Origin of the sequence: Methylibium sp. T29 (genome assembly GCF_000576205.1) — a bacterium.
Lineage (GTDB): Bacteria > Pseudomonadota > Gammaproteobacteria > Burkholderiales > Burkholderiaceae_C > Methylibium > Methylibium petroleiphilum.
In genome coordinates, this window is sequence record NZ_AZND01000160.1 from 1 (window position 1) to 7,934 (window position 7,934).

General features: G+C 69.9%; 12 protein-coding genes. 4 read left to right on the plus strand and 8 right to left on the minus strand.

What is annotated here, in order from left to right:
- The coding region (locus x551_RS15785) for a rhodanese-like domain-containing protein (protein WP_216701337.1) at window positions 1-341 on the plus strand (341 nt) is incomplete at its 5' end.
- 31 nt (window positions 342-372) lie between these two features.
- Here x551_RS15785 and x551_RS15790 read toward each other — a convergent pair.
- The 7 genes from x551_RS15790 to x551_RS15820 all read right to left on the minus strand — a co-directional run bounded on the left by x551_RS15790 (window position 373) and on the right by x551_RS15820 (window position 6,502).
- The gene (locus x551_RS15790) at window positions 373-846 is read right to left on the minus strand and encodes a nuclear transport factor 2 family protein (RefSeq protein WP_036232875.1); all 474 of its coding nucleotides are present in this window, start codon (window positions 844-846) and stop codon (window positions 373-375) included.
- Window positions 847-862: 16 nt separating this feature from the next.
- Window positions 863-1,306, minus strand: coding sequence for a cyanase (cynS, locus tag x551_RS15795; RefSeq protein WP_011831057.1), 444 nt, complete (start codon window positions 1,304-1,306; stop codon window positions 863-865).
- Between the two features lie 71 nt (window positions 1,307-1,377).
- Window positions 1,378-2,304, minus strand: a complete 927-nt coding sequence (locus x551_RS15800; RefSeq protein WP_036232873.1) for an ABC transporter ATP-binding protein — start codon at window positions 2,302-2,304, stop codon at window positions 1,378-1,380.
- Window positions 2,305-2,613: 309 nt separating this feature from the next.
- Window positions 2,614-3,429, minus strand: coding sequence for a nitrate ABC transporter permease (gene ntrB, locus x551_RS15805; RefSeq protein WP_253950393.1), 816 nt, complete (start codon window positions 3,427-3,429; stop codon window positions 2,614-2,616).
- Between the two features lie 86 nt (window positions 3,430-3,515).
- Window positions 3,516-4,910 (minus strand): CmpA/NrtA family ABC transporter substrate-binding protein, encoded by a 1,395-nt coding sequence (locus tag x551_RS15810; protein WP_011831060.1) that lies wholly within the window; start codon window positions 4,908-4,910, stop codon window positions 3,516-3,518.
- Between the two features lie 106 nt (window positions 4,911-5,016).
- Window positions 5,017-6,099, minus strand: coding sequence for a trypsin-like peptidase domain-containing protein (locus x551_RS15815; RefSeq protein WP_051512081.1), 1,083 nt, complete (start codon window positions 6,097-6,099; stop codon window positions 5,017-5,019).
- Between the two features lie 13 nt (window positions 6,100-6,112).
- Window positions 6,113-6,502: a TraR/DksA C4-type zinc finger protein gene (locus tag x551_RS15820; protein ID WP_081771370.1), complete on the minus strand. Its 390-nt coding sequence runs from the start codon at window positions 6,500-6,502 to the stop codon at window positions 6,113-6,115.
- 208 nt (window positions 6,503-6,710) lie between these two features.
- Between x551_RS15820 and x551_RS15825 the strand changes: the two genes are divergently transcribed.
- From x551_RS15825 to x551_RS24525, 3 genes are read left to right on the plus strand one after another with little or no spacing between them, the layout of a single operon-like run.
- Window positions 6,711-7,154, plus strand: a complete 444-nt coding sequence (locus x551_RS15825; protein WP_036232868.1) for a universal stress protein — start codon at window positions 6,711-6,713, stop codon at window positions 7,152-7,154.
- A 19-nt stretch (window positions 7,155-7,173) separates the two neighbouring features.
- Entirely contained in the window at window positions 7,174-7,356 is a 183-nt protein-coding gene (locus x551_RS15830; RefSeq protein ID WP_036249411.1) for a hypothetical protein, read from the plus strand.
- A gap of 29 nt (window positions 7,357-7,385) precedes the next feature.
- A complete protein-coding gene (locus x551_RS24525; RefSeq protein WP_161728047.1) occupies window positions 7,386-7,541 on the plus strand; it encodes a TraR/DksA family transcriptional regulator in 156 nt (51 codons plus the stop codon).
- 4 nt (window positions 7,542-7,545) lie between these two features.
- On the opposite strand, the gene x551_RS15835 is transcribed toward x551_RS24525, so the two are convergent.
- A partial coding sequence (locus x551_RS15835) for a DUF4010 domain-containing protein (protein ID WP_152543540.1) occupies window positions 7,546-7,934 on the minus strand: 389 nt, incomplete at its 5' end.

Genomic DNA, 7,934 nt, shown 5'->3' on the forward strand with positions numbered 1-7,934 from the left:
CGCTGCCTGCCGCACCGAAGGTCGACCTGGAAACGGCGCGCACCGCCGCGGCCGCCGGCCAGGCCCTGCTGATCGACATCCGCGAACCGGACGAGCACGCCGCGACCGGCGTCGCCCCGGGCGCACTGCGCCTGCCACTGAGCCAGATCAAGGAGCGGCAGTCCGAGATCCCGCGCGATCCGGCCCGGCCGGTGCTGCTGATCTGCCGCACGCAGAACCGCTCCAGCAAGCTGGCCGCGATGCTGCAGGCGCAGGGCTACACCAACGTGAGCTATGTGGACGGCGGCATGAAGGAGTGGACCGGGCGCCACTTCCCGACCGAGGCGCCGCCACCACGCTGAACGCGCGGCGCCTGCGAGCGCCGTCGCCGCGTCAGAGCCCCAGTTCGCTCAAGCCGGCGTGATCGTCGGGGCGCCGTCCGAGCGGCCACGTGAAGAGACGCTGGCCCTCGACGATCGGCAGGTCGTTGATGCTCGCGTAGCGGCGTGCCATCAGGCCTTGCGGCGTGAACTCCCAGTTCTCGTTGCCATAGCTGCGGAACCACTGGCCCGAGTCGTCGCGCCATTCGTAGGCGAAACGCACCGCGATGCGCGGGCCGTCGCAGGCCCACAGCTCCTTGATCAGCCGGTAGTCCAGCTCGCGCGCCCACTTGCGCTGCAGGAAGGCGCGCACCTGTTCGCGGCCGAACGGGAATTCGCTTCGGTTGCGCCAGCGCGTGTCCTCGGTATAGACGCGCACCACCACGTCGGGATCGCGGGTGTTCCAGGCGTCCTCGGCCAGGCGCACCTTCCGGCTTGCGCTCTCCACGGTGAAGGGCGGAACGGGCGGTCGGGTCTCGGTGGTCATGACGCAGATCCTGCTGTCAGTATGTCTTGTAGGGAAGGAACTTCCCGCTCATCGTGATGCTGACCCGGTCGCCGGCAGGGTGGGGCTCGCGCTGCAGGTCCATCTTGAAATCGATCGCGCTCATGATGCCGTCGCCGAACTCCTCGTGGATCAGTTCCTTGAAGGTCGTGCCGTACACGCTGACCAGTTCGTAGAAGCGGTAGATCAGCGGGTCGGTGGGCACGGTGGTGGGCAGCGAGCCCTTGTAGGGCACCACCATCAGCCACTTCTGTTCGGCATCGCTGAGGCTGAAGATCTCGCCGACGATGCCGGCCTGCTCCTTCGTCAGCGTCATCTGGCCGAGGCAGGCCGCCGTCGTCCATTCCTTGCTGAGGCCGACCTTGGCGGCGATATCGGACCACTTCAGGCCCTTGGCCACCTTGGTGGCGACGATCTTTTCGGTGACTTCGAGACGGCTCATGGCGTGCTCCGGTGGGGTGGGACAAAGGGAGGGGTGATCGAGGGCGTGCGTGGACGAGCGGATGACATCGCTCACACCACTCGCTGCAGCGGCACCCGGTTCGGCGAGGCCACGCCGGTGACCAGCGCGGCGGGTTCGGTGTCAGCCTCCGGCGAGGCATCGACGCCCGGATGCACTTCGGGTGGAAACGCCGGCGCACGACCGTGCGCCAGGTCCTTCGAGCGCGCGACGAGGAAGTCGACCAGGTGGTTGCGGATGCGGTAGTACTGCGGGTCGTGGTGCAGCGTGGCGCGCTGGCGGTCGCGCGGCATGGTGTTGCGCACGATCTCGGCCACCCGCGCCTGCGGGCCGTTGCTCATCAGCAGGATCTTGTCGGCCAGCAGGATGGCCTCGTCGACGTCGTGCGTGATCATGAAGACGGTCTGGTGCGTCTCGGCGCAGATCTTCAGCAGTTCGTCCTGGATGCTGCCGCGCGTCAGCGCGTCGAGCGCACCGAAGGGTTCGTCGAGCAGCAGCATCTTGGGTTCGATCGCGAAGGCGCGCGCGATGCCCACGCGCTGCTTCATGCCGCCCGACAGTGCCGACGGCTTCTTGTCGATGGCATGCCCCAGGCCGACCATCGTCACGTACTTCTCGACCTGCGCCTCGACCTGCGACGCGGCCCAGTCGGGCCACTTGCTGCGCACCGCGAAGGCGATGTTGCGGCGCACGCTGAGCCAGGGCATCAGCGCATGGCCCTGGAAGACCACGCCACGTTCGAGGCTCGGGCCGGCGACCTCGCGGCCGTCCATGAACACGTGGCCGGCGCTCGCCTGCTCCAGGCCCGCGAGCACGTTGAGGATGGTGGTCTTGCCGCAACCGCTGTGGCCGACGATGCAGACGAACTCGCCCTTCGCAACGCCGAAGTTGACACCGTCGAACACCGGCTCGGAGGAGCCGGGGTAGGTCTTGGCCAAGCCCTCGATCTTGAGGAAGGGGGTGGGTGAGTTCATGGGCATGGGCCGGTCTTGCGCATCTGGCTTGCTTGCACCGAGCACGCAAGGGTGAGGCTGAGGCCGCGGTCGCTTCGCTGGGGTACCAGAGGCGCGCCCGCGGCCTCAGCCTCACCCTTGCCAGACGCACCGTGCGTTGCAGTGGTCGAATCCCTCCGCTGCATCCCGGCCCGAGGGCGGTGGGCTGTGCGGGCGCCCTCGCGGAGCGAGCAGCGCAGCGGACCTTCGCCGGCAGGCGAAGGCGGCACAGTGAAGCTCGCGCAGGCCACCGCCCTCGGGCCGCACGCCGAAGCGGCCCGCGAACAACGAAGGAGGTCAATCCACATACGTCACCGCCTTCTGCGCCCGCGCGAACAGCAGGTCCAGCAGCATGCCGACCACGCCGATCACCAGGATCGCGAAGATCACGTTGGTGAGCGACAGGTTGTTCCACTCGTTCCACACGAAGTAGCCGATGCCGGTGCCGCCGACCAGCATCTCGGCGGCCACGATCACCAGCCAGGCGATGCCCATGCTGATGCGCATGCCCGTCAGGATGGTGGGCGCCGCCGCCGGGAGGATCACCTCGAAGGCCTTGCGCAGCGGGCTCACCTCCAGCGTCCTGGCCACGTTGAGCCATTCGCGCCGCACGCCGGCCACGCCGAAGGCGGTGTTGATCAACATCGGCCAGACCGAGCAGATGAAGATCACGAAGATGCCGCTGATCGACGAGTCCTTGATCGTGTAGAGCGCCAGCGGCATCCAGGCCAGCGGCGAGATCGGCTTGAGCACCTGGATGAACGGATCGAGCGCACGGTAGACCAGCGGGCTCATGCCGATCAGGAAGCCCAGCGGGATCGCGACCAGGGCCGCCAGCGCGAAGCCCAGCCCCACCCGCCCCAGCGAATAGGCAAGCTGCAGGCCGATCCCCTTGTCGTTCGGGCCGTTGTCGTAGAACGGGCGCGACAGGTGCTCGGTCATCTTGCTGCCCAGCTGGGCCGGTGTCGGGAAGCCGGAGCGGCCGGCGGTCGAGCCGGCCTCGGCACCCGGCTCCTTGCCGAGCAGGCGGGCGTACTCGATCTGTTCCGGCGTCATCGTCGCGGCCGGCGCCGCCGCGCTGCCCGCCGCCGGCCGCGTGGCGAGCTGCCACACGCCCAGCAGCAGCGCGAGGATCAGCGCAGACAGCAGCCGGCGCGCAGGTCGAGCGAACGGGTTCCGTCCATGGCCGTCCGATCCGCTCAGGTGCGCTTGATCGCGAAGCTGCCGAGGTAGGGCTCGGGCTGCTCGGGGTCGAACACCTTGCCCATGATCGTGAACTTCGGGTAGGCGCCGTCGGGCACCTTCTGGTCGAGCTGCTTCATCGTCTTCCTGGCGTCGGTCAGCAGGAACACCTTCTCGGCGATCTGCCGGTAGTTCACGTCGCCCTTCACGTAGCCCCAGCGCTTCATCTGCGTGAGCATCCACACGGCCATGCTCTGCCAGGGGATGGGGTCGAAGTCGGCGCGGTCGGGCACGTTCCTCACGTTGCCCAGGCCGTCGGCGAACCGGCCGGTCAGCACCTGCGCCACCACCGTCTCGGGCTGGTTCAGGTAGGCCTGCGGCGAGATGACCTTGGCGATCAGCTCGCGGTTCTCGGGCTTGCGCGCCATCGCCGCGGCGGTGAGCACCGCGCGGTAGAGCGCCGCGAAGGTGTTGGGGTTCTGCTGGATGAACTCGGTGCTGGTGCCGAAGGCGCAGCACGGGTGGCCGTTCCACAGGTCCTTGGTCAGCAGGTGCAGGAAGCCCACCTCCTCGAACACCGCTCGCTGGTTGAAGGGATCCGGGCCGAGGTAGCCGTCGATGTTGCCGGCGCGCAGGTTGGCCACCATCTCCGGCGGCGGCACCACGCGGATCTGGATGTCGCGGTCCGGGTCCAGCCCGGCCTCGGCCACGTAGTAGCGCAGCAGGAAGTTGTGCATCGAGTACTCGAACGGCACCGCGAACTTGAAGCCCTTCCAGTCCTTCGGGTCGCGCTTGTCCTTGTGCTTGACGTGCAGCGTGATCGCCTGGCCGTTGGTGTTCTGGATCGTCGCCACGTTCATCGGCGTGGCGTTGGAGCCCACGCCCATGCTGATGGCCAGCGGCATCGGGCTCAGGAAGTGCGTGGCGTCGTACTCCTTGTTGAGCATCTTGTCGCGGATCAGCGCCCAGCCGGCCGTCTTGACCACCTGCACATTGAGGCCCTGCTTCGAGTAGAAGCCCAGCGGGTGGGCCATGATCAGCGGCGTGGCGCAGGTGATCGGGATGAAGCCGATCTTCAGGTCCTTCTTCTCGGGCGCCGCGGCGGCCTGCGCCAGGGCCTGCAGCGGGGCGATCGGCAGCACGCTGGCAATGGCCGCCATCGCCGTGCCCTTGCCCACCGCACGCAGGAAACGGCGCCGCACCGCATCCTGCGGGAACAGCGCCTTCACCAGCGTGGCCTCAACGAAGGCATTCGAGTCGGCCTCGAAGTCGGCCGTCTCGCTGCGGCGGCGCAGCTCGGTGCTGGCGTCCTCGGCCGCGTGCTCGGCGGCGGAGCCGTGGCGGCCGCAGCTGCACCGCATCAGCAGCGGCCGGTCGGCATCGTACGGGTCGATATCGCGCGCATCACTCATCGGGCACCCCTTGCGTTGTGGCTCGGGATCGATGCTAGGGAAGGCGTGTGCCGCGCGCGATCGTGCGCAGCGGCGATGTTTTGTAGGGGAGGCCCTACACGGTGGCCTACTGCAGGCGCAGCTCCAGGTAGGCCTGCTCGCGGAACACGGTCAGCGTCGTGCCGCTGACCGAGCGCCAGGCCAGCAGCGCCCGCGCCAGGTCACCGCTGTGGCCGATGGGACGGCCGTTCATGCCGACGATGATGTCGCCCACCTGCAGGCCGATGCGCTCGGCCAGCGAGTCCAGGCCGACCTCGCCGACGCGCGCCCCGGACGCATAGGCCCGGCGCGCGTCCAGCGCGACGAAGGGCGCCACGTCGTCGAACTCGGCGCCCAGCCGAGGCCGGGCAACGTGGCCCTGGTCGCGCAGCTCGCCGACGATCTGCATCACGATCTCGATCGGGATCGACAGGCTCACGCCGCCGGAGCCCTCGGAGCCGACGACGGTGCGGGTGTTCATGCCGACGATCGCGCCGCTGCCGTCGAGCAGCGGTCCGCCCGAGTTGCCCGGGTTGAGGGCGAGGTCGCTCTGGATGAACAGCAGCTCCTGGTCCTCCGCGAAATGACGGTCGGTCCCGCCGACGATGCCGGCCACCACCGACCGGTTCAGTCCGTAGGGCTCACCCACCGCCAGCACCCAGTCGCCTGGCCGCAGCGCCGCCGAACGGCCCTGTGGCGGCGGCTCCGGGAGCACGAGCGGCACGCGCAGCAGCGCGATGTCGGCCATCTCGTCCTCGCCCACCAGCGTGGCGGCGACGATGCGCCGGTCCGGCAGCCGGACCGCAATGCGCTGGCTGCCGGCCACCGCATGCGAGGCCGTGACGATCAGGCCCTCGGCGCCGGAGATCACGAAGCCGGCGCCGATGCGGTCGGCCACGCGTCCTGCACCGACGCGACGCCGGGCCTCGGGCTTCTGCAGTTCGGCGGCCGAATACTCCAGGCCGACACCGAACACGCCCACCGCCGCCGAGAGCCCCTGCCGCAGGGCCGGCGCAAAGCTTGCCGGCGGCATGCGCGGCGGGTCCGCATCGGGCGCCTTCGGGTGGGCACACGACGTCAGCAGCGCGGACGCACCGGCCGCGGCGAGCGCCGCCGCTCCCACTGTGCGGCGCCAGCGGGCCTTCGCGCCGCTCACCCGGCCCGAGGCCACGGATCGCGGCGGTTCATGAACAGGCCGCACGCCCGGCATGGTGCTCGTGTTCGTGTTCGCAATCCTCGCAGCGGCCGGCCTGTGGCCGCTCGATCAGGCGCGCCGGCTCGATCGGTGCGCCGCATTCGACGCAATGACCATAGCGCCCGGTCTCGAACCGCGCGAGCGCCGCGCGCACCTCGCCGAGCACGACCGCGTCGGGCCGCGGCGCGGCGGATTCGGCGATGGCTGCACCATCGCACAGGCGGGTGGTGATCGTCTCGGCCATGTCCACCAGACGGCGCTCCAGGTCGATCAAGCGGTGCCGCAACAGGCTGCGGGTCGGTTCCTGGAGCCCGGCGGGGCAGACACCGCGAGGCGCGCCGGAGCTCACCGTCCGAAGAGTCGTCAGCGTCGGGCGCATGGAGTACCTCCGATTCCTTGCTCGCGCTCCGTGCGCGGCGTCCGGAACACTCTAGCCAGCCCCCCCCGCCGTGGCTTGCGCTGCATCAAGCACGCCGCCCGAAGGACCACGCGCCCGCAGCCTCTGCACTTGATCCTGGACAAGTCCGGGCGCCGTCGCGGCTCCTAGACTGGAACGACTGGCGGGCTTCCGATCGAGGCACCTTCTCATGTTCAAGCACCTTCTGGTTCCCGTCGACGGCAGCGCGCTGTCGGAACGCGCGATGCAGGCGAGCATCGACTTCGCCCGCCAGCTCGGCGCGTCGATCACCGCGTTCATCGCCGAGCCGCCCACACCCCCCGCGGGTTCGACCCACAGCGCGGCCCGCTATCTGCGCGACCTGGAGACCCACGCCCAGGTCGCGGCCGAACATGCACGCAGCGTGCTGTCGGCGTTCGAGCGGCGCGCCAGCGACGCCGGCATTCCGTTCGAAGGCTGCTTCGCGCAGGCCCACGAGATCGACGCCGCCATTGCGGACGCCGCACGCCAGCGCGGCTGCGATCTGATCGTGATGGTGACGCACGGTCGCGGACTGTTCGGCGAGTGGCTGTTCGGCTCGCAGACCCGGGGCGTGATGGTGCGCAGCAAGCTGCCGCTGCTGATGCTGCATTGAAATCTCGAGGACCCTCCGCATGAACACCCGACCCTGCGCGGACCTCCGCGACGACCTGCTGGCCCGCGAGGCCCGACTGCGCGATGAGCTGCGCGCCCACCGCGCCCGGCTGCTCGAGCCCGCGGCGGCCACCGGCACACCTTCGTCGCCGGCAGCGAAGGCGCGGCGGCCGACGCCGAAGACGAGCTCGACATCACGCTGATCAGCCACTGGCAGCGCGAGCTCGACGAGGTGAGCGCCGCGCTGCAGCGGCTGAACACCGGCAGCTACGGTCACTGCGAGCGCTGCGGCGAGCCGATCGGTCTGCCGCGGCTTCGTGCGCTGCCCGAGGCCCGCCACTGCCTGGACTGCCAGGAGCAGGCCGACCGGGCGGTCCATCGCACCTGACGGCTCACCACCACGAGACGCTCCAGGCAAGCGTCAGGCTGACGGTCAGCGCCAGCCCGACGCGCAGTGCGTAGGCACGACCTCCCGCCACCATCGCCACACCGCAGCGCGTCACCGTGTTGGCGCTGACGGCGAGCAGAACGCCGTGCAGCAGGGCCTCGGTCGGCAGTTCGCCCGCCGCGTGCAGCGCGGCCAGCGATGCGATCGGCGCATGCGCATCGACCAGCGCGGCGAGCACCACGCTCAGCTCGAGTCCGACATCGCCGTAGTGGCGTTGCGCATTGCCCACCAGCAGCGCGACCAGGCCGAGCGTCAGTGCCACCGCGAGCGCTTCCCGCGGTCGCAGCGCGCTGCGCGGCGGACCCGCCGGCGGTTCGTGCACCGCCCCGGCCG